The organism is Methylotuvimicrobium alcaliphilum 20Z, assembly GCF_000968535.2.
In the GTDB taxonomy this organism is placed as follows: Bacteria; Pseudomonadota; Gammaproteobacteria; order Methylococcales; family Methylomonadaceae; genus Methylotuvimicrobium; species Methylotuvimicrobium alcaliphilum.
In genome coordinates this window covers 4,444,617-4,467,316 of the sequence record NC_016112.1, presented here as the reverse complement: position 1 = coordinate 4,467,316, position 22,700 = coordinate 4,444,617, and the positions used below count along the sequence as shown (strand labels likewise).

Here is a 22,700-nt window from a genome sequence, read left to right as displayed (position 1 = left end):
CATACATTTTTTATGATTTAATTTAGCAACATGTTGCAAAGCTTGTCTTCCAGGGTCATGCGGATGGCCAAATGCTCGCCTAGAACGGACAGATCTTGCTCGAGAGCGCTGGGCGTTAAATGGTTTTTGGCGTGTTCGTACTTATCGTTGAAAACGATAGCTGCATCGGTGGTTCTCGATAGCTCGGGATAGAGTTCGTTCGCAAAAGATAACAACGCTTGGCGTTTTTCGTTACCGGACAATAATCGCTCATAAATTCCGAAGTGCCAAAGCGACACATAATCGACTAGTAATTGCGAAAATTCAGACAGCCGAGTTTGAACTTTTTTACCGGCAGAAAAAGGCTTTAGCTCGGCAATACGGCAATACATTGCCCACACCTCATGCCGTTCTTTTCTTAATTCATCGATTAAAGCTGCGGTACCCCGGCGTCTTTCAGGAAAGGTTTGCATAACAGCGCTCATCAGTCGATCCTCATTTTGTTGTTGTAATGCAAATCTAATCCAAAATTTAATATAATGCAACAATCTATTAATTATTATGAAACTTTCTCGTGAAATGGTTCAAGATTATCAATTTTATCGTTGTGTTTCTGCAACAAATCTAAAGAGAGATTGATTCTTTTGGCGGCGAATATTTTTCTTGCGGTTGCGTTGCCATGCGAGGCGAAACCGCTGGTTGCACACTTCGGTTTGAAAAAAGACACAGCGGTGCGCGCTTTTGCAATGTATCGAAATGAAGCGATTTATTTAACCGTTACGGGACCGGGAAAAAGTGCAATGGCGGCAGGTTTGGCCTACACGCAAGCCGTTAGTGCCTGCCTTGAAAATGCGCTATTTATCAATGTTGGAGTTGCAGGCCACAGGACGCATGATATCGGTAGCGCTTGGACAATCAATAAAATCAGCGATGCCGATACCGGTAGAAATTACTATCCGATGCCTATCTACGGCTTGCCATGTCCTGCAACATCGCTGTTGACGAGTTCTAAACCTCAGTTCGACTACAATCACGAACACTTATGCGACATGGAAGCGTCGGCATTCTTTGAGACGGCGGCGCGGTTTTCGACTGGCGAATTGATCCAGTGCTTAAAAGTCGTTTCGGACAACCGGTTGGAGCCGGGACGCAATCTCGATCCGAAAGTCGTTGAGCAATTGATAGGAAACAACATCGGTCTTCTGGATCTCCTGCTCGATAAGCTCGAAGAACGCGCCAAGCTTATTGACTCCCTCGAAGCGCCTAACTTCGAGCACTGGATTCGGCAATATCGATTTACCGTAAGCGAACAAAATCGCCTGAAAAATTTGTTATCACGATTTTCGGTATTAACCGGCAAAAGCCTAGAGCCGGCCGATTTTGGAACGGTCAAATCCGGAAAAGAGTTGTTGGCAGCCTTGGAAAGCCGACTTGATAAGATAAAGTTCGAGTTATAAATCGGGCAAACAAGGTCGACAATAAGTACGGTCCGAGCGCTTTATCTTTCGCGCTTCTAATTTCGGCAGTGCTCGAGGGGTTGCTGGACCCTTGATGTGCATTCAATGCTGAATTTTGCACTGCTATGGGTATAATTGTCGATTTTAGAAAAAATGGGGACTGCATTATGGCTGTACGACTAGATATCGAGTTAACTGAAAGTGAGAAAGCCGCTATGGCCGCGATTCCATCTACATCATGGTTTACGCAATTTATATATCGAAACGCGGAGTCTCCTATCCACCCAAATCGAAAGCTCGCCGAAAATAACGAAATGAAGCAGGCCATGGTTAGCGATTGGGTGACTGAATCGGTTAAAGGCAAAAGAGTCTTAGATTTGTTTTCAGCCAATGGAGGGTTTTCTATTATGGCTGCTCTTGCAGGCGCTAAAGAAGTGGTGGGTGTGGAGTTCTCGGAAGAACGGATCAAATGCGCTCAGTTTATAGCGAGTACACTGAAATCTGATTGCAAAATCGAGTTCATACATGGCGATGTCTATCAAATCGAAAATTATTTCGATGAGCCGTTCGATGTCGTACTTTGTCTTGGTGGGCTTTATCACATTGCAGACCCGGCGTTTGTATTGCGTCAAATTGGAGGCCTGACTAAGGAACGCTTACTTATGCAGACATCTCAGGTGCTGCCTATTCCCGGCAATTGGGCTAAATTTATTGTGCGGCGCCAAGATAAAACTCAGGGCGGCATGACAAGTATTCGGGGTGGTTATGGAACCTGGTTCTATTCGCCCGGTTGCCTTCGAGAGCTGCTGCTGCACGGTGGCTTTGATATTGTTGAAGAACGGCAGCCATCGATACTTAAACGCCAACGATTTCCGTGGTTCTTTGCATCTTGTGAGCCCTTGACCTAACGGGTAAGCAGGAAGCAACCAGTCAAATACACCCTTTACCAGTTAAATTTCGGCAGTGCCCGAGGAGGCGCCGGGGTGTGCGGCAAAGGCTTTGCCAGCATGGAGCTGGCATAGAGCCTACATGGACGTATTCACGGCGTCCTTTGGCGGACACCCCGGCGCCGAATTTTGATCTACGACGGGTAAATTGAATACTTTCTTAGTCTTGAACGCGCTTTAAATCATTACAAAAACTCCGGTATGTAAGCCAAATAATGTTCGAAGTTCGTGCACTGGTCGAGTAAATTATTCGTCATAATTTTTCCGACCCTAGCTATTCGGTTAACATGCAGCCATAATTTAAAATTCAATATACCTTTCGCACTTCAAATTTGGGCAGTGCCTGAGGAGGCGCCAGGGTGTGCGGCAAAGGCTTTGCCAGCATGGAGCTGGCATAGAGCCTACAGGGATGTATTCACGGCGTCCTTTGACGGACACCCTGGTGCCGAATTTTGATCTGCGATGGGTATAAATCGTTTGTACCGGCTTGTGACAGCAATTCCCAATTTGGGGATCAAAAAGGGTGTGGGGTGTGTTTGGCGAGGATGTCGGCAGCAGGGCAGATTTTTGCTCCTCGGCAATTGCTGAGTTACATGGATGTAATGAATGCAGAAAATGCAGGAGCATTTTTCTGCCCTGCATTGCCCTAATACACGCCATCCGTGGCGTTCGAGCTGCCGCCAAGCTCCCCATGGATGGGTTTACGGCGTTCCTCGACAGGCATACCCCACACCCTAAGATCGGCGAAAATGCTCAAACTGGGAATTGCTGGGCTTGTGAGGTATGCCCATTTTCCCTAACGTTACGGTGCTATACTTCGCCTGTTTTCGGCTTTTATGGCAATGCTATTTTGTTCGGTAGCAAGGCGCGAAAACAGGCGCATAGCAAGCTATGTAACTGTTTTCACAACGCAGTTACCGAACTAAAGAGCGCGTTAGAAAACCGAACATGTGACCGCGCGATGTATATACTTCGGCCGTGTCAACAATGCAAAGCGCGCCAGCAATTCCTTGAGACTTTGTCGAAATGCGCAGTGCAATAAGGTATGTCTCTGATATTTGCTATCAGCCTATCGCAATCGATAGCTTCCCCGTCAATTTAATTTATCAGGTCGATTGATACCGTTGCTTACACGATTAGTCGTTTACGTAATAAATTTTGTGACGGAACACCGGCTGAAAGGCGGGTTGTTGCTTTGTCTGTCATTTTTTACGGTTAGCCTCCAAGCGTATGAATCAACCCTGCAATTGCATAGCGGTTGGCAATACCGCTGGGGCGATTCATCTTTCGATGCCCAAGGGCGGCCGGAATGGGCTCTGCAAGACAACGCCTATGGAGCATGGCACCCAATCGACTTTCCTTCCAATCCTCCGGGACGCGACGGACAAACCAATATTTGGTTCCGTACCGTTTTACCGAACGGCAATTGGCAAGACCCGGTCATTTATATCTACAGTGTAGACTTGATTGTTCAAGCCTATCTGGATGGGCGAAAAATCTATCAGTACGGCAATTTCGATCATAACGGCCAAGGACGTTTCGAAGGTTGGCCTTGGCACATGATCCAACTGCCTGCCGATTTTGCCGGCAAGTTTCTTTATTTTCGGGTGTTTTCCGACTATAGCGACATCGGCCTGTGGGGCGAGGTCAAGTTGATGGAACGACTCGATTTGATCAAATTGATTCTCGAACATTCAGTGGAACAGATTGTCGTCAGCGGCTTTTCCTTGCTGATTGCCGGTTTGGCATTTGTTTTCGCATTACTGCAAGCCGAGCGGAGAAGTTTTTATTATTTGGCATTGTTCGCCTTGGCTTCCGCCTTGATGGTCTTCGGGCAGAGTCAAGTCAGATTGTGGTTGTTCAACGCGCCATTGTTTTGGGATCATTTGGCCGCGACCGGCTATTTTTTATTGCCGGTCGCTATGGCTTTATTGTTCGGCGAATGGTGTGCCGGTATCAAGTATCAAAGATTGATCGGGGCGCTATGGCGATTTCATTTAGTCTATGTAGTAGGCGCCAATATATTGCCATTAGTCGGTTATAGTGCAATTTCCAGAATGTATTTCGTTTTTGACGGTTTATTTGCGATCAGTCTGTCGTTATTGTTTGCAGTGGCTTTCTCGAGATTTCGTCATGCCAACAATGAACAAAAAGTCATCATCGTCACATTTGCTTTTTTCGGTCTATTGCTGTTGCTCGATATGGCTGTGGCGCACAGCATTCTACCTTGGCGGCGAATACCGCTGGCCTGGGGCTTGTTGAGCTTCTCATTGGCGTTGATCGCCATTTCGTTACATCATTTCGTACAAACGCAAACCGAGCTAAAGCGGCTCAACGCAACGCTGGAACAAAAAGTCAAAGATCGCACTCGGGAGCTCGAATTATTAGCGACGAGAGACCCGTTGACCAATATCATGAACCGGCGCGCTTTTTATCAAAAAGGCGAACCAATATTTCGCGCGGCCCTGCGTTACAAACGTAACTTGTCGGTCATCGTGTTGGATATCGATCACTTTAAACGCTTCAACGATACTTATGGGCACACGGTGGGCGACCAAGTGTTGGTCATGGTTGCCGATTGTTTACGGAAAAGTTGTCGAGACAGCGATTTTGCCGCGCGTTTCGGCGGCGAGGAATTTGTTTTGTTGTTGGAAGAGGCGGATTCGCACAGCGCTCTTAAATTTGCAGAGCGATTGCGTGAGGCCATCGCCGAATTGAGTCTTCCCGGTATCGAACAAACAATTACTGCGAGTTTGGGTATTTCGTGTCTGAGCCCGGAAACGCAATCTCTCGAGAAGCTGATCACAAAAGCGGATCGTGCGCTGTATGAAGCCAAGCATAACGGGCGAAACCGATGTTGTTATATATAGGCTCAAATAGATGCAAGTTATCGAAGGCATAGCAGGGAAAACGCATTAAAATAATCAATATATCAATATGTTATCCTGTTACTTAGAACGCTTAGTCAATTCGGCTTAACTTATGGTACCCCTCCCTGGGCCCCGTTAGGCCGCGCCGAGCACTGGCGATTTTGCCGAGAATAGCCCGCTAGGGGAGCGGCAGGGATGCCGCTTGTTTTCGGAGGGCTAGGGATAGCCCTTCCGAAAACCCTCGGCAAAATCGTCAGCGCGCAGGATGCAGCGGCCTCCGGGTGTCTTTTCTTTTGGATACTTTTCTTTGGACAAGCAAAGACAAAATCGCCTGGAGCGATTTTGAACAGCTTTAGCTGGCCCGAAGGGCGAAACCCAGGGATTGGGTTTCGTAGCAGTATCGCGGTTGTCGGTCCGCGAACCGACTACACATAAGCGTCGCGATAGCGACACAAAGCCTTTATCGAGCACCCAGAGGCCTCCTCCGGTACTGCCGAAATTTGAAGTGCGAAAGGTATAATTTATTACCGGGGCATACAAGTTTTTAAGTACTTGATCCCATGGCTTATATTGCTTAATCTGCCTGCTATGACTCTTTTCCGTTCACGGCTTCTTTGGTTGGCATTGCCAGCAAGTTTGTTGGCTCTATTAGCGCTTGGCATAACGCTATTACTTGCCAATCTCGATCATCCAAGTTTTAAAACCTGGCTAAACCGGCAATTGGCCTTGCCGCACGGCATCGCGATCGACTATCGAAATATGGATTTGGCACCGCTAAGCGGCCGCCTACAAATCGACAGTTTAAAAATCAGCGCGCCTGAAATTCATCGTCGCCATACACCTTTATTGCTAGACCTCGGCCACCTCAGCGCGCACTGGTCTTACCGATCGCTACTCAGCCGTAAATTTACGTTGCGCGAGTTTAAAATAGATGAACTTGCAATTCATACGGTCTTACAAGAAGAAGGCTTATCGACTCTGGATTTATTTCGTGACGATGCACCGGACGACCCTGAACAACCACTATCCCATGCCTTGCAGTTGGCCGATCTGCCCATGGCGGTGTTGGTCGAGCATGCTCGATTCAACAGTTTAAGTCTCTCGCAAACCGAGCTAGACTCTCGCGGCGACTTGGTCGGCCGGCAACGGCTCGACGGCATCGATATCAATGCGACCGCCTACTTGATTCCTGGCGATGTTTCGGCGCGCATACAGATAGACTCGGCCGAACGCTCAGAAGGCTTGCAATTAAGCGATTACCAAACCGAGACGCAAGAAACCCGCAGCATGGACCTGGGCTTCGCATCGAATCTGACTATCGACGCCAGTCGCAATGTTCGATTAAGCGTGCAAAGCAATTTGCTCCGGCAAACTTTCGATAGCGGCTTGGCGATTGGCGGCAGCATTATCGATATCGATGCCCAAGCCCTTTTCGATAACGAGGCGCACGACACCAAACTGAACTTGACCAAGCTGCAACTGCTGGATACGGCGGCGCAGGCCGAACTGATCGCGAACTGGCCGGATAATGCGCCGCTACCGCTGTTGCAAACCGGCTCAGGCAGTATACACGTCGATCCATTGCTGGCGGCCTGGCCTGCATTAATTCCGGACATCGATGTCGAATCGATGCGTCTGAATTACCGCATCGAAAGCATTGCCGGCAACGATCAAGCCATAAAACTCAGCGTCGACGGTGAAGCCGAATCGATCAAGTCTGATCAAAATGGACAAAAACTCGACTTAAAGAATCTATCGTTGCAACTGAACGGCGCTATCGACTGGCCCGAACGAGCGGATTTTCAACTTAGCATTCCGATCGGCAAAGTCTCTTACCTGGATGCGGCCGCAAGCGAACTGGAATTGCAGCGCGCGTTACTAACCGTTAATGCCGAGAATTTCCCGATGCGCCTGGACCGACCTTTTTCTGCAGGGGGCGTATTGAATGTCTCGGCGCTTAAGTTCAACTCTGAGCAAACACCAATTGAACAAACGAATTTACAATGGACGCTGGCTAATTTCGAACCGAACGAAGCGCAATCCTTGCCCTCTCATGCCGAATTAACCCTAACTGGCACTGTGGACGAATTAACGCTCGATGCCAACGCCACGCTAGAAGATGCGAACCTGAATACTGCTATCAACGCTCAAACCGACGCACTTGGCGCTTTAGTTCGGAAGCTACCGGTGAATATGGAGCAACTGGCTAACGTAAACCTCGAAAAAACGACCGCTGAGGCACAGCTTCAAGGCCGCTATCGAAATATCGACCAGCCCCAGGCGATCTCGCTGGACCATGAACTCTCGGCGACGGTAAAAAATATTGCAGTTCACGATTCCGAATTAACGGCCGAGTTTCCCGTCGTGCAACTGCATGCCAAGCATCATGGCGGCGAAAACCGGCATAGCCTCGATTTGAATTTAACTTCGCAGCAGACCCGGCTGAATGACGTCCTGCTCGAACAAGACCCCGTATCCAGTCTAAGTGCTGAATTCGCCCCCGCAAAATCGACGGCGCGCATGACAATGGCTATAGGCTCGCAACTGTCCGCCGCAGCGACCGCCGAATTCGAATCAAGCTCCGCCATCCTTAGACACAACGGCAGTTTAGAACTGAAACAACCGGCCATGCTGGCAAAATGGCTACCGGAGGCGCATGCGGTCGATTGGCAAACTTTCTCGGCAAAGCTCACGCAGCGAGGAACAATCGCAGGTTTGCTCGAAGCCGATACCGACACCGGAATGCCGGTTTTGACATCCGGCTTTGCAGATAAATTACTAGCCAGCCAGCAAATCGACCTCAATCTCAATAATATTGCCTACCGCGATAACGAATTATCGATTCGAGCGCCGGTGCTCAAATTAGCGTTAAACGGCCGGCAACGCGGCCGTAAGATTCAAGCCGGCGTCAATATAGCCGCACCGTCTCTATCGATCAACGAACGGAACGAAGTGATCGAGTTAACCGAAATGACTCATCAATTGGACATCACGGGCGATTCGCGATTGGCCGGCGGCGATATCGAAATTCGCATAGACGGCAGCCTAAAGAACGCCGAGCAAAGTTATTTTCCGCTATACCCGATCCGCGACTTGAGCCTAAGCGGCCGGGCGCACTCCAGTCGCCTGGAATCTTTCGTGTTGGACGACCTGACCCTGAATAACCGGGGCGGCGGTACCCGGCTTAGTTTAAACAAAACGCTGAACCGAGTCGGCGTCGTCGATAGCGGCGGAATACAGCAATCATCATGGCGGGAACTAAACCTGAACGGAGAAATAACGCAATCTTTGGCGGAACTCGATACCGCCCCGGAATTGTTTCAAGGTCGAGGCGCCTTAAGCGCACCGATTACGATCAACTCCAGCGACGGCACATTGTTCAATATCAAAGCCACCTTGAACTTGAACGATGTCAACGCGGCACTACCCGATCAGGAGCTCCACGTCGACGGACTAAACGGCCGCGTGCAACTGTCCGAAACTATCGAATGGGACGCCGAAAACGGCTTTTCGCTCGTTCACGATTCCGAGCGCAACCACTTCGCTCGTATTCGTTATCAAGATGTCCAACCGTTTCTTAGCAACCAAAGTTTCTTCAAAATCGGCCGGATACGCTGGAAAAATCTGGAAGCGGCGCCGATCATCGGAAGCCTGCACATTCAGAATAACGTATTTTCACTCAATAAGCTCAAACTCAAAAAGGGCGCCGGCACGATTTCGGGGCAACTAATCGTCGATTATTTTCCCGGCGCCGAACGATTCAAGTTTCGCGGCAATGCCACCGGTTTAAGAATCGGTGAGAGCCGGGAAAGAATCGACGGCAACATGGCCTTCGTGTTTTTACCGGCCAAACTTGAAATCGACGGGCGACTGCAAATTTTGCGTCTGAGCCGGCAACACTTGGTCGAATTACTGGACCTGCTAGACCCTTTTCGCGAAGATCCGGCGCTCAATAAGCTGCGTCTACCCTTGGCCTTCGGTTATCCAAATTTTGTCAGAATGGAGATGGCGCAAGGGCTGGCCTCGATGAAAGTCGATCTCGGCGGCATCGGCGGTGCATTGATCGATATCGAAGAAATCCGCGGTATCCCATTAGGCCCCTTCATGAGCCGCCATGTCGCGCCGCTCTTGCAATTAAATGAGTAGATGGGGTTTCGAATCAAGAAAAATAAGGCCTGCGATTGGAGTGATTATTCATAAGAATTCTTGATTATGGATCTTACCCTATAGCATTTCGGTCCACCAACGGAGCAAACAGCATGAACAAAGCTAATCGATTCAACTTAGTCCGCCTGCTGCTTATCCCGATATTTCTGTTTGTTGCAAGCGCCGCGGCCATTGAAAAACCGGACATCATGCAGGCCAAAGTTTTCGATCCGTCGATCGATGTCACGGAATATTGGGTCAGCGAAAAGCTTGATGGGGTCCGGGCGCGCTGGGACGGAAAACAACTGATTTCTAAAAACGGCCACCTGCTTCATGCGCCAAACTGGTTCATCGAAGACTTTCCCGATGTAACGCTGGATGGCGAACTATGGTTGGCAAGAGGTCAATATCAGCAGACCGTTTCAATCGTCAGTCGCAAGGCTCCTCATTCCGGCTGGGAGAAAATAAAATTGATGGTCTTCGACCTGCCTGACAACCCGAAACCCTTTTCAGAACGGGTCGCCGCAATGCGTCAAATGGCACAGCAACGGCATACGCCGTATCTGAATTTCATCAAGCAATTCCGAGTCGTATCCCCCGACGAATTAAAACAGAAACTGGATCAAGTCGTGGCCGAAGGCGGCGAAGGCCTCATGCTGCATCATCAAGACAGTCTTTACCAGCATGGCCGCAGCAATCGGTTGCTTAAATTAAAACCTTACGACGATGCGGAAGCGGTCGTGATCGGTTATCGACCCGGCAAAGGACAATTTGCCGGCAAGATGGGCTCTCTTAAAGTCCGAACCGAAAACGGGAAGGAATTTTACATCGGCACCGGGTTCAGCCAGCGGGAAAGAGAAGCCCCGCCGCCTCTGGGCAGTCTTATTAGCTTTCGTCATCAAGGCTACACCGATAAGGGCATTCCCCGTTTTGCCGTATTCATCAGAATACGCGATGAACCTTGAGTTCTGTCAGCCTGCTCACTTTCGTGCCTAGGGCTCGCTCCCATAGGCGCCAACTTAAGGGAAAAACGGGTCATTCCGCCAGGGATGGCAATGCGTAGCTTCACATCCATGTAATCCAAGAATCAAAAAAATATTGAATTTCAAATTAGAAAAAGGAGGTCTGAATGTCAAATGTAAGGCCAACCTTCCGCTCTGAGGGATATCGGTGACTCTGATCTGCTTATATTGTGGGGAACAGCACCTGCATCTTCGCCATCATTGCCGGACTTAGTTGTTTGAGTAGTTCGGCATTATACGATCCAGTCGGCATCGGCCGAATGCTCGGATCCATAACGACCTTGCCATCCACGCGAGCTTCGTTTTGGGTGGCTGGATCGACAAGGTAGTTAGACCTGTTATCCGCTTGATATATCGACTCAGTGTTGACAATCTGCTGCGCTGCGACAACATACTTGCGGGAGGTCCATGCAGGCGTTCCTTCTTTGGCTGCCGGATCAACGTTGGTCGTGACGATGGAAATCGTATAGTCGCTATTGAGCTTGATATCAAACATACGCAATTGCTGCGGGAAATCATGCAGCGATGAGGTTTCCACCTGCCAGAAACCTTTTTCAGGAGCATCGACCGGATCAGGTGATTCAAATGCCTTAACGGCATTCACATGACGATGACCGGCAATCCACATCAGCAGATTGGGATGGCTGTGAAGTTCTTCAAGCAATTCGGGCAGGTCTACCGCATTTTGCGGCTCATCGGGGTTGGCGGAATTATCAAACCATTCCATATAGGTACCTGCTTTTTGAACGCCAATGGGTATGTGAGCCGCAATGATCATGAGTTGATCCTGATCATCACCCTCCGCAAGCTCCGCTTTAAGCCATTGCCAGCGGGCTTCGTCAAGAAAACCATGCCCATGGATGCTGGTGGATTGGTCGTCCTCCCTCTGGGTGTTATCCAGAACAATCACCTTGATGGGTATATTTACTTTTGGCACGAAGCTGTAACAGGCAAAGCCGGCTTCCTGTCCTGTGGGAACTAGACTAAAGCCATGACCAACCGGTTCGGTCGAGGTGTTAAAAAACTCTTTAACCCACTGCATCTTGGTCAGTGAATAGCGGTCTGAGTCGGCGACGACTTTGGGGGGCGCGCTGAAGTTTTCAACTTGACCATACTTTACGATCTCCCCGTTCGGGGTAGCACCATCAATGACGCCCATATAGTACAGTGTCTCTTCAGGGGTTTTATAGCTATATATGTCGTTAGCGCGGCAAAGCGCATTTGACATGGCAATGACTTCGTCGCTGGTGCAAGATTCCCGCAAGCTCGGGTCATCCCCGTATTTACCGTCCGGCGGGATGGAGCCAAGCCAGAAATGATCGTGATTGCCGATGGCTTGATACCAGGGAATCGACGGGTCGAGCCCTGCGGCTTTGAAAGGTTTCTGATAGTCGATGTCATCGGCGCCCTCATGAGCACCGGAACTGGGTTTGATAACCTTGCCGTCAATGACATCAATATACCATCTCAACTCGTTGTACTGCGTGCTGTTGCAGGCATCCCCCAATGAGATGCCGAAGTCGATGGGCTGATTTTGGTGCAGGGCGTTTACCGTCTGGATCGCCGCGTCTAGCACATGGGGTGTGTACATCATGACAGGCGAATAAACTGACGTAACACCTGCCTCAAAACCACATTGATTCAGTTGCTGCATATAGATCAACTGGGAAGGCGATTCTTTATCCGTGATATGGATGTCGCTGATACTGAAAAATCTTAACAGTGTTGTAGGATGATTGCTTTCCGGAGGGTTATAGACTCCCATGATATCGAAGCGTTGTTCGCAAACTAGCGCTTCGCCATAACTCCAGACACCATATCCATTTTGATCGTATTCTGAAATCCGGTTGAGATATTCAGGCAAAATAGCCCCTGATGTTGGCTCGGGCTTGATGGTTCTATCGAGGGTAGTATAAACATCGGAATCAATCGGGTAACTCGTGATCTGGGCAAACCCGCTGTCATGGGTGACGCATCCAAGCATCCATGAACTCAAAGAAAAGCATGTGACGCTGCCAGCGGTAACTTTTATAAAGTCACGGCGCGATATGCCGCTGCCCGGCATTGAGTTTTCCCTACTTTTAAGATCGTCGTTTATCATTGGTTTCTCCTTTTATGTGCACCAGGCTTAAATGCAAAATACCGTCAGTGCCGGCTTCGGAAAATTCACCTACATTATGGAATCAAGTACGAGCCAAGATTCGTTTGAAGCTCTATAGTATTCGTACCGAACAGGCCTAAACCAAGTGGATTAAACGCGTTATTTTGCATGTTGGCAAGCGCCATCCATGTGACCTAGCAATTCCCAATTTGGAGATCAAAAAGGGTGTGGGGTATGCTTGGCGAGGATGTCGGCAGCAGGGAGCTGCCGCCAAGCCCCCATGGATGGGTTTACGGCGTTCCTCGACAGGCATACCCCACACCCTAAAATCGGCGAAACTGCTCAAACTGGGAATTGCTGCATGTGACCTAAGCACTAGCGAGGTGGAACAGTTTTCGACGCATCTGCCGGTCAACGGCAAAGCGGCGCCTGCTCTACCTTGGCAGGACGGGATTTGTAATCCCGTCCTCAACGTTTCGACCGTGGCCCAAGCAAATCGAAACGTTCGGGGCGGGCTGGAAAATCGGCCCAGAGCAAGAACCCTTCATCCGATTATCGCTCGATAAGCCATTTGGAAAATACCGTCACAACCCCGCATTCTTTAACAAATCCGCCATCCCATTCAGCCCGTCGATCCCTTGTATGTCGGTTGCCTGTAGCGGAATCGGATATCTCGGTAGTTCGGTAAAGTCTTGGTCTATTTGCTGCAGGTGTATTTTTTCTTGCCGGCGGCGCTGTGCTAAAAAATCGCCGCCGGCCTCTTCCGGCAATATACGGTTGACGACCAAGCCGGCTAGAGGCAGCCGTTCTTGCTGCAAGGTTTTTACGGTGCGGGCGGTTTCGAGAATCGGCAATTTTTCGGGCGTCAAGACAAACAGCAAGGCCGTTTGCTCTTTGTCTTGAAATAGTTCGCGGGTTCGCAGCAACAAGCGCTGCCGGGTCAACAGCGTTTCGGCGATGGCTTTGGTACGTTCGTCCATGCCTGCCGTCGCATGTTCTTTTGGGTCGGACAGCGGGTTATCGATGTCGCGCCCAGCTTTAGGCGTTAAGTGCTCGAGAACTTCAGCCAATTTTTCCGAACGTCGATTGGCGTTCAGCAAGCCCTGAGTCCAGGCCGCGATGGCCTCGGGCAGACTTAATAAACGCAAGGTATGGCCGGTAGGCGCCGTGTCGAAAATCGTCAGATCGTAGTCCTTGAGACCCAGTTTCAGCGTGTTGGCAATCCGCTCTAGCATCGCGGCTTCTTGCGCGCCCGGCGATTGACGGGTCAAGCGCATTTGTTTTTCGATCGCACCGTACATTTCCGGTCGGGTAAACTGCTTCAACTGGACGCTCACTCGCTCTAGGTGCTGTTCCACTTCGCGGTCGGGGTCCAGTTCCAGTCCGTCTATGTTGGCCGTCAGTCGGGTTATGTTGTCGCCGATTCGGCAGCCGAATGCATCGGCCAGGCTATGCGCCGGGTCGGTCGAAACCAGCAGCACTTTTTTTCCGCGCCGGGCGGCGAGTAAGGCCAGCGCCGAGGACACCGTGGTTTTTCCCACACCGCCCTTGCCGCCGACTAACAGAATACGCTTATCGGTTAGGTGACTCATTGCGTCAACAGCATTTGATATGGTCCAGCGGCGAGTGCTCCATGCCCATGCGCCGATGCCAGTCGTGAAAACGTTCGAGCAGGATGGGCTGCAATTCCAGTGTGTAATAACTGACAGGATTGGGCACGCCCATCATTTCGCTAAACACCAGCAACATGAAAAGATCGTCCTGCTCACGGCGGGCGCGTGCGATAGCCGCCCGATAGGGGGCGTTATAGAACTCTTCGGCGTAATAATCGGCCTGCTTGAACAGGGTTTTTAGATCGCTCAATTTCATGGGTTAACGGCCTCCGCTTTATTGGCTTTGATTTGTTTGGCGAGTACCCAGCTCGATTCTAGCGAAATGAGGATGGCGGCAATCAAGACTACGATATCGAGCGACAACAGGAACCAGTCTTGTTGGTCGTAAAAGCTTTTCAACTGAATCAACAAGCCTAGCGTGGTCATGATCAGCAGAAACAGCAGCGGCGCCAAGGTATACCACATCGGCCGGCCTCGTTTTACCAACATCACCGTAATCACCAAGAGCGTGAATCCGGCCAGCAATTGATTGGTTGTGCCGAACAATGGCCATATCAAGAGCCCCCCGCTACCGTCGCCGCCGACGCCGAAGGCCAGCAGCAAACACGAACCGACCGCCAATAGTGTCGCTTGAAGCGGTTTTTGCAGCCAGCCGATCCGGTAAATCACGCCCCATTCTTGAAAGATATAGCGCTGCAAACGCAAGCTGGTATCCATCGTGGTGCCGGCAAACAATACAACCATCACGGTTAGAAGCGTTTCCGCCAAGACGTTATCGAGCCCAAGACCTTGCTGCAGGATATTCCCGCCGCCTTGTATGAACGCGCCGACGCCGCCTTGCCCGAAACTGTGATAGACCGTCTGCCAGTCGCCTAAGGTGGCGAATCCCGCAGTCGTCGCAATGATGGCCGACAATGCCAATGAGCCCTCGCCGACCGCGCCGAAATAACCGACGAAACGCAAATCTGGTTCTTTATCCAACTGCTTGGACGTCGTGCCGCTCGACACCAAGCCATGAAAGCCGGAAATGGCGCCGCAGGCAATGGTCACGAATAAAATCGGAATGATCGACGGCGTGCCTTCCGGCAAATCGGTGTTGAAAGCTGGAGCGACAATCTCGGGGCCTGCAGCCAATACTGCACCGTAAAACAAAATCAGTCCGATGAACAGTTGAATGCCGTTGATGTAATCTCTCGGTTGCAGCAACACCCATACCGGCAATAACGAAGCGATCGCCGCATAAGCGAACAGGATAATGATCCAGCTTTGGTTGGCGTTTAAACCGGCCACTTGCTCGGGCAATGAAACCGGCAATTCGGCACCGACATAAATCATCGCATACAGTGCAATGACGCCTAACAGTGTTACGCTCATCAAGCCGATGGAGCGGCGATAAATCAGTTGGCCGATGATCAGCGCCACAACGATAGCTCCCCAGACCGGTATCGTCGCGCTGGGAAAGCTAATCAATTGGCTGGCAATGACGACTGCGAACACCGCATTCACCATCAGCAGCAACAAAAAAATCACGATCATGAAACAACTGCGGGCGCGTTTACCGATAATGTCGCCGGTCAATGAGCCGATCGATTTGGCTTGATTGCGGTTACTGGCCCAGATGCCGCCGGCGTCATGCACGCCGGCAAAGAAGATGGTGCCTAAAACAACCCAAACGAAAGCCGGTACCCAGCCCCAAATTACGGCGATAGCGGGACCGATGATCGGCGCGGCGCCGGCCACCGAGGTAAAATGATGCCCCCAAAGTACATATTTGTTGGTCGGCACGTAATCGATACCGTCGTTCAATTCATGGGCCGGGGTCAGAAACATGGGATCGACTTTAAAGATTTTTTCGCAAATAAATTTTGCGTAGACAAAATAACCCAGCGCCATGGCAGCCAAGCCTATTAACATCAAATAAATTGCATTCATTCAGCCGACTCTTGAGAGAAAAAGTGTCCTAGATTATCAAAATCCGGCCGATTATACCCCTCGAGGATCAAAATCATGCCCCGGGCATTGCCGAAATTTGACGTGAACAAGGTATATATACCTTTCGCACTTCAAATTTGGGCAGTGCCTGAGGAGGCGCCAGGGTGTGCGGCAAAGGCTTTGCCAGCATGGAGCTGGCATAGAGCCTACAGGGATGTATTCACGGCGTCCTTTGACGGACACCCTGGTGCCGAATTTTGATCTGCGATGGGTATAACAAAATAGCAGCCTCTTTATGTAGACGGTATGATGAACATCAATATACGTCCTGATTAGTAAGATGCTTCAGCTTGCCGAAGCCAAGTGTCCGAGCAGGGGCCAGTCGTAGTCGCAAAAACTAAAATATGCTGTTACCCAAGCTCCAGCTTGGGTAACCTGTTCAGGAAGCTGGAGCTTCCGGGGTGTCTTTCCCAAGTTGGAGCTTGGGAAAGAGCGTGATGTGGGTTGGCCGTTTTAGCTTGACGTGCATGGCTTGCGACCCCATCCAGCTAAGGATATGCTGATCTTTGGGCTTTAGCTGAAGAAACTTGCTAATCAGGATATATACTTCGCGCTGCCACATTTGCGGCTTTCTGGCGCGCTCTTTTGTCCGATAGCGGCGTTACCTACATGGATGTAGGTAAGGGGCGTGAGCAGGAGCGGAAGCTTTGCGAAAACAGTTACATAGCTTGCTATGCGCCTGTTTTCGCGTCTTGCTACCGAACAAAATAGCATTGCCATAAAATCCGCAAACATGGCCGCGCGAAGTATACGTTGCCGATTCGGTTGAAAGTTTTGCGAAATCAGGAAACTTTTTGCATGCTAATGTTATCCATTTAATCAATCATGACCGTTCGATTTACAATATTTTCAATATCATTCGCGCTGGCGCTATCCCTTGCCGCTTGTATCAGTGCGCCCGATGTCGTGCTGCTGGACCGCAAAACCATTCTTGAAGAACAAGCGGCCGGCGAATTGCTAACGCTTGCGAATGCTTTGCGCGAATCGGCGATCGTGCCGCAAGCCGTCCCTTATACGCGTGGCCAACTGGAAGCTGCCGGCACTGACTTGTCCCATGACGCACTGGGCCGTTTGGTGCAACTTCAGCAAATACCGTTGAGCGAAATCGACTATTTGGATAATTTACTGGTCGGGCGCTGTATCGGTGAGGCGCGTAGCGGTTTGTTGATTGAAACGCCGGCGACTTGCACAGGCCCGGCCGCCACGGTACGCACCAGCGCAGCCGTGCAGCGAGTCAACCGCAGCCGTAAACAACTTTGGCGCTATCTTCAAGAACACAATCCCGAAAGCAGCTCGGTGCAGATAAGAGACATCTGGCGCCAGCGCCATTTGCAAGCCTTGGTTTGCGGCGGGCAAGTTCAACAAGACAGCGGCGAATGGGATATCAAACAATGCGAATAAGCATTCTTTCCGTCAAGGACTGGGGCGTAAATAACTTCCCTATTTCAGGGCATAGGTATCTACACAAGTTTTCAGCTCTATAAAACAATTAGTTAAGTTAATTCTTCTGTGATCTAGGATAAATAAGTAGATTAAAAACCTCAATTTTTAGTCCCTATTTTCATAATAAACCAGAAGAAACTTTATAACAGCATGATTTTAAATGATAAAGATGTGTAGATACTTATGATTTCAGGGAGGGTTCGGTTACTCGATTGGCTGGTGTCGGCGGCAGGGCAGATTTTTGCTCCACGGCAATTGCTCCTGCATTACCCTAATACACGCCACCCATGGCGTAATGCAAAATCTGCATTCATGCCATCCTCGGCAATCAGTCGCCGCCGTCAAGCATGGACGTATTCACGGAGTCCTGTCAAGCGAGTGACCGAACCCTCAACAACGCTCATAGTTCCAGGACGTTATTTATCACGAAATCCTAACAAGCTGCAGACATGTCTATGGAGTCTGCTCGCCTCCGGATTGCTGAGCAATGTTGCAATCGGTGCGAATCCGCCCAAGGACCGACTAGAAACGATGGTCGGCCTAACCGCCGGGCGCTACGACCATTTCCAAGGTCAACTTGCCGACGACGGAGAAACCCTTTCCTTTGTCAGCAACGCCAACACTACCACCGAGATTCATCGGCAAAGCCTATTGCGCAATGCGCCGACCTTGGTATTCGATGATAATGCCGACACGAGCCAACCACGCTTGAGCCCGGACGGGCAAAGCTTATTGTATATTTCTTATCAGGAAGACGCCTCCGGCGATGCCTGCATATATCATTTCAAACAGCGCGATCGCCGTTGCTTAACCGATGAAAACACCGAAGTGCTGCACGTTTTTTGGTTTCCGGACAGCCTGCACATTGGCGCGCTGACCCGAACCGGATTATTGGATACGCATGAACTTCGTAAATATTCCGTCGGACAAAGGCGCGGCGACACGGGCGAATTATTATTAAGCCGCAATATAGCCGCTCCCACCGTATCGCCGGACGGGCGTTGGTTGGTTTATGTTCCACTCGAACAAGGGACATCCGGGCAATTCAGTTTCATGATGCGCGCCTCGTCCGGATTTGTCCTGCATCCGTTGATTTCCGGTCTATCCCCTCGGCTGTTTCGCCCAGATATGCCGGGATCGACGGGTTTTCCTACCTTTTCGCCGGACGGACAATATTTGTACTTTACCCAATTTCTCAATGACACTAATTTCGACGGCGTAATCGACGGCGGCGATAACGGTATCTTGTTTCGCGCGCGATTCGACGGCGATGCCGTAAGCCCGATACGGCGGGGCTCTTACGAGCAATTGACCAGCGGGCGAAGAAATTGCCAATATCCGTCCCCGGCACGAGATAAGTTGATCGCGACCTGTTTGCGCGCCGGTTATTTACAAATCTATAGCCTGCCCTTGAGTGGCTTAGTCCCGCCCGATTGGACGCGGCAACGTATTGAAGAAGAGCTTTTAGTCACCCGCGATCCTTGGGAACGTTTGCTCTTGCTCAAAAGGCTGTTGCCGGATACTGAAGACCAAGCCAAGCGTATCGCAATTTACCGCCGGATTATTCTGGAGCACTTAAGCCTGCATGAATACGAATCGACCGAATATCATTTGCGCTTGCTGCAAGATTTAGACGATGCCGATGCTTGGCTAGCCGATTGGACTGAGGTCTTGTTGGAATTGACGGCTTACCGCCGTGATGAACAGCGTCTTCCGCATGGCAAGCTTAATGCCGCCTTCATTCAGGCTCAGCAAGAGCGACTGGATAGACTGTCTCGTTGGCAAGGCGCTCGACATAGCACCGTGCATCGTTTGGCGGCGATGGCGCGCCTTGAGATACTCGATGTGCTAGGCGATAAAAAACAAGCCTTAGCGCTTTCTGATGCATTGGACTTGGCCGGCGAAAAGGATACTTTCAGTTTGCATCTGATCGCCATGCAACAACAAAAATTTTTACGTCTCTTGGATGAGCGCGAACGCTTGCTTCGAATGTTCCGGCAACTGGCCGAACATTCCGCCTTTTCCGAACGCGAACGTCTGCGTTATGCCGATGCTTACAAACGCAGCTTGTTACAAGGCCTTGCGCGTCGCGAACAACGGCAATCGCTGGCAAAACGTCTCGAAACGGTCGAACCCGATTCGCCGCTGGGCTTCATGCTTTCCATCGAATCGCATTTGCTGGCAACCGATGCTGCTAGTCAAGCCATCACTCAGGATCACTTGACTTCGCTTTTTCAAGAGACCGGCTCTTTCGAACGGCGGCGCGCTTTGATTATGAGCGCAATCGATCATGCCGCGTACAACGATTATCAACAATTATTGTACACAATGGGCTCACTCTGGCTCGACACGGTACTAGTCGGCCATCCCGAGCGGAAACACGCCGAGGCGATCTTTGCCGATATCGTGCTGGAAAAAGCCTATGCCGAAATGGCCGGCGGACATCCGGCTGAGGCCGCCGAGTTATTTCATGAGATCACCGAAACTACGACATCGTTGGAAGCGCATGAAGGCTATATTGAGGCGAGCCTTCGAAGCGGAAAATTCAGCGAGCAATTGCTGGCCGCCTATAAAACCCGTTATTCCGATCGGCCGAAAGCGCCGGAATGGGCTTTCGTGCAGGCTTATCTCAGGGGGCAGCGACTCAACGCTATCACCGACTTGGAGAAACACCGCGCGGAGGTCGACCGCGATATGGCTTTACTTCTTCCGGCCTTGCAAGTCTTGCCTCGTAGCCCTGAAATTCATCATTTGTACGCCTATCTGGCGCACCGCGAATTTCATCGCAGCCACGATCATGAGATGGCGATGATCGCACATACTCATTATCATTTGGCCTTGGACTTGGCACCGCGCAATCCGCGCCGAAAAGCCAGCGTGCTGCATGAATTAGGTCTGCTGCAAGCCGCCTTGGGCAATCATCATATTGCGCTACGCCACTTTCAGGAACGCGCTCGCTTGCCGTTTACCCGGCCTCGCCAAGAGTTGTCTTTCCGTTTGGATAAGGCACGCAGTCATTATTTCAGAGGCCGCTACAGAACCTCGAAAAGCGAGATCGAAAGCGCGCAGACGCTAATCGATGACCATCGCGACAAACTCGCCGAATTCAGGACTTTAGTCATCGATAGAGGCGCTTTTTATCATTATGTCGGGGGCGACTATGAACAGGCCGAAAATCTTTATCGCGCTTTGTTACCCGAAATTACCGGGGAAAACCTTGCCGAACGCTTAAAAGCACATTTAGGCCTCGGGGCGTCGCTGCTAAAAACGTCGCAATACGAACTCGCCATCGCGGAATTAAGTCATGCTTGGGCGCTACTCGATAGCGATGAGCCGATGCGACGAAATGAAACTCGCGCCGGACGGCTCGATAAAGACGATTACCGCCATATCGTCGCCGGTCTTTTGGCGCATGCCCAGCGCGGCGCCGGCAATTTCGATGCCGCCTTCGATGCGATGCGGGAGCGGCGTCGATGGCTCTTGAAGCGTTTTGAGGAATATGAGCAGGAAACCTATCTTCAAGAAGCGGCAAGCGCCAGTCATCATCTCGCCGTCTTATCGGTAATGCAAGGTAGGCTGGGTGCGGCTATCCGTCATATCGAGGAAGGTTTGTCCGATGCCGATACCTGGCGAGTTCACGCCGGCGTCCCAATGGATTCGGTAACCTTGGCCCTGCTGCAAACGGCCGCGGAACTCTGTATTTTCGCCGGCGCATCACCCGACCAGTTTTCGATCAATTTACCGGCAAGGCTCAATCAAGCCTTTGAGATTATAATCCGGGAATCGAATCCCAAATGGTTGCCTACGCGCCGCCTTTTTGCCGATTATTTAGCGGCTTTCGATCTGGATGGCTTGAAGACACTTGAATAGCCCTAGGATTTCGCGATAAATAATTTCCAATATTTGAAGAAGTTGTTTCATGCTCGTTTTTTAGCTTTTACGCCAATCGCGCCTATAATAGACCTACCCAATCTTCCCATGAGAGATGCCCATGAAAACAGTCAATGTTAGTGGTTTAAAAAATAATCCCAGTGAAGCGTTGCGGATGGCGCATGAGGATTTGGTGTTGGTCATGAACAGAAACGAGCCGGACGCCTTAATGATAGGACTCAAATCCGCTAAAATCATCGGCATGCCCGGTGTGCGTAAAGCCTTGGCTACTGCCTTGTTTAAAGACGGCGAATTATCCCTGGCTCGCTCGGCCAAATTAGCGGACATGCCGTTAGCTAACTTCATTGCCCACGTTTCGCGCTTAGGTATTCCGGTTATCAATCAAACCGCAGAGGAAGTACAAGACGACATGGACACCTTGGAGCAGTGGTTGAAACAGGCCTAGGAATATGCACAAAATAACTCCTACAATTAGTAGGCTTTGTAGTGGTTCGGTGACTCGCTTGACAGGACGCCGTGAATACGTCCATGTAGGCTTGACGGCAGCTCCCTGCTGCCGACACCTGTCAATCGAGCCACCGAACCACCTTCCCTCGGTTGTCGACGTTATTTCATGCTCGTTCCCTAACAACGCATGGCTCGAATCGTTGTCATTGATTCCAGCCCTTTGATCGGTCTGGCAATCGTGAACGGTTTGGTCTGGTTGCCAAAGCTATTTGATAAGGTGTTTCTGCCGGAATCGGTCAAACAGGAAGTGTTGCCCGGCAAAGCCGCGCCCGGTGAACTAGTCATAGCCCAAGCTCTGGCCGCCGAATGGATCAAGGTATGGCCCGAACCCATAAAGGCGCAACTTGAGATCGATCTTGATCCCGGTGAAACCGACTGTATCAATATCGGTTTGAGTAATCTCGATAAAGTTTTGTTGTTTATGGATGAACGCGCCGGTCGTGCCGTTGCCAAGGAAAAAGGTCTTCGCGTGATTGGCACCGCGGCGATTATCGGGCTCGCCAAAAAACAAGGCTTAATCTCCTCGGCACACGCAGTGTTTGAGGTTTTGCACCGTTCTGACTTTCGCATTTCCGCTGCCGTGATCAATCAGGTTCTGGTTAGTGTTAATGAACCCATGGGGGCTTAACGGCAGCAATCGAACGCCAAGGATGGCGTGAATGCAGATTTTGCATGGAGCAAAAATTTGCCCTGCCGCGGACACCAGCCAATCGAGCCACCGAAGCCTCCATA

14 protein-coding genes are annotated in these 22,700 nt (G+C 50.5%); 9 read left to right on the top strand and 5 right to left on the bottom strand.

What is annotated here, in order from left to right; all coding sequences use genetic code 11:
- Window positions 1-17: 17 nt before the first annotated feature.
- Window positions 18-464: a sigma D regulator gene (locus MEALZ_RS19005; protein WP_046061704.1), complete on the bottom strand. Its 447-nt coding sequence runs from the start codon at window positions 462-464 to the stop codon at window positions 18-20.
- A gap of 159 nt (window positions 465-623) precedes the next feature.
- On the opposite strand from MEALZ_RS19005, the gene MEALZ_RS19000 reads away from it, so the two are divergent.
- The 5 genes from MEALZ_RS19000 (at window position 624) to MEALZ_RS18975 (ending at window position 10,364) form a co-directional block, all read left to right on the top strand.
- On the top strand, window positions 624-1,436 hold the full coding sequence (locus tag MEALZ_RS19000; protein ID WP_014150275.1) for a hypothetical protein: 813 nt from the start codon (window positions 624-626) through the stop codon (window positions 1,434-1,436).
- Between the two features lie 167 nt (window positions 1,437-1,603).
- Window positions 1,604-2,344: a class I SAM-dependent methyltransferase gene (locus MEALZ_RS18995; RefSeq protein WP_014150274.1), complete on the top strand. Its 741-nt coding sequence runs from the start codon at window positions 1,604-1,606 to the stop codon at window positions 2,342-2,344.
- A 1,199-nt stretch (window positions 2,345-3,543) separates the two neighbouring features.
- Window positions 3,544-5,253, top strand: coding sequence for a GGDEF domain-containing protein (locus MEALZ_RS18990; protein ID WP_014150273.1), 1,710 nt, complete (start codon window positions 3,544-3,546; stop codon window positions 5,251-5,253).
- A gap of 618 nt (window positions 5,254-5,871) precedes the next feature.
- Window positions 5,872-9,399, top strand: a complete 3,528-nt coding sequence (locus tag MEALZ_RS18980) for a translocation/assembly module TamB domain-containing protein (RefSeq protein WP_046061261.1) — start codon at window positions 5,872-5,874, stop codon at window positions 9,397-9,399.
- 113 nt (window positions 9,400-9,512) lie between these two features.
- Window positions 9,513-10,364, top strand: a complete 852-nt coding sequence (locus tag MEALZ_RS18975) for a DNA ligase (RefSeq protein ID WP_014150271.1) — start codon at window positions 9,513-9,515, stop codon at window positions 10,362-10,364.
- Window positions 10,365-10,584: 220 nt separating this feature from the next.
- Here the strand turns inward: MEALZ_RS18975 and MEALZ_RS18970 are convergent, their stop codons facing one another.
- The 4 genes from MEALZ_RS18970 to MEALZ_RS18950 form a co-directional block, all read right to left on the bottom strand.
- Window positions 10,585-12,522: a TIGR03768 family metallophosphoesterase gene (locus tag MEALZ_RS18970; protein WP_014150270.1), complete on the bottom strand. Its 1,938-nt coding sequence runs from the start codon at window positions 12,520-12,522 to the stop codon at window positions 10,585-10,587.
- 584 nt (window positions 12,523-13,106) lie between these two features.
- On the bottom strand, window positions 13,107-14,114 hold the full coding sequence (locus tag MEALZ_RS18960) for an ArsA family ATPase (RefSeq protein WP_014150269.1): 1,008 nt from the start codon (window positions 14,112-14,114) through the stop codon (window positions 13,107-13,109).
- A 4-nt stretch (window positions 14,115-14,118) separates the two neighbouring features.
- The gene (locus MEALZ_RS18955) at window positions 14,119-14,391 is read right to left on the bottom strand and encodes a cory-CC-star protein (RefSeq protein ID WP_014150268.1); all 273 of its coding nucleotides are present in this window, start codon (window positions 14,389-14,391) and stop codon (window positions 14,119-14,121) included.
- On the bottom strand, window positions 14,388-16,067 hold the full coding sequence (locus MEALZ_RS18950; RefSeq protein ID WP_014150267.1) for a carbon starvation CstA family protein: 1,680 nt from the start codon (window positions 16,065-16,067) through the stop codon (window positions 14,388-14,390). The genes MEALZ_RS18955 and MEALZ_RS18950 overlap by 4 nt, the downstream gene beginning before the upstream one ends.
- A gap of 885 nt (window positions 16,068-16,952) precedes the next feature.
- On the opposite strand from MEALZ_RS18950, the gene MEALZ_RS18935 reads away from it, so the two are divergent.
- From MEALZ_RS18935 to MEALZ_RS18920, 4 genes are all read left to right on the top strand, one after another.
- A complete protein-coding gene (locus MEALZ_RS18935; protein WP_014150265.1) occupies window positions 16,953-17,528 on the top strand; it encodes a DUF1318 domain-containing protein in 576 nt (191 codons plus the stop codon).
- A 420-nt stretch (window positions 17,529-17,948) separates the two neighbouring features.
- A complete protein-coding gene (locus MEALZ_RS18930; RefSeq protein WP_206742859.1) occupies window positions 17,949-21,440 on the top strand; it encodes a TolB-like translocation protein in 3,492 nt (1,163 codons plus the stop codon).
- A 121-nt stretch (window positions 21,441-21,561) separates the two neighbouring features.
- Window positions 21,562-21,906 carry a UPF0175 family protein gene (locus tag MEALZ_RS18925; RefSeq protein ID WP_014150263.1) on the top strand — a complete coding sequence of 115 codons (345 nt, stop codon included), beginning with the start codon at window positions 21,562-21,564 and terminating at the stop codon, window positions 21,904-21,906.
- Between the two features lie 189 nt (window positions 21,907-22,095).
- Complete coding sequence (locus MEALZ_RS18920) at window positions 22,096-22,596, top strand: DUF3368 domain-containing protein (RefSeq protein ID WP_014150262.1); 501 nt, start codon at window positions 22,096-22,098, stop codon at window positions 22,594-22,596.
- Window positions 22,597-22,700 lie beyond the last annotated feature (104 nt).